At 63.0% G+C, this 238-nt stretch carries 1 protein-coding gene; it reads right to left on the bottom strand.

Going from position 1 to position 238, the window contains the following annotated elements; translation table 11 throughout:
- A partial coding sequence (locus tag ACLJNW_RS28280) for a metal-dependent hydrolase (protein WP_410961957.1) occupies positions 1-238 on the bottom strand: 238 nt, incomplete at both ends.

Genomic DNA, 238 nt, shown 5'->3' on the forward strand with positions numbered 1-238 from the left:
GTCGCAGAGCAGGCGTTCGAAAAGGAAATCCATCTTGTCGGTGAACGGCTTGGAGTCGATGTCGAACCTGCTCAGGTAGCGCTGGATCGCGCCGTCGTGGGCCCGCGAATGCATCGCTTCCTGGCGGATGAAACCCTGCACGTCGTCGCGCAGGCGGGCGTCGCTAACCAGCGGCAGGGCCTTGTTGTAGAGGCGGCAGAACCACAGTTCGCCGGAAGGCAGGAGCATGTGCAGGACG

Origin of the sequence: Salmonella sp. SAL4457 (genome assembly GCF_046548235.1) — a bacterium.
Taxonomy (GTDB): domain Bacteria; phylum Pseudomonadota; class Gammaproteobacteria; order Enterobacterales; family Enterobacteriaceae; genus Salmonella; species Salmonella enterica.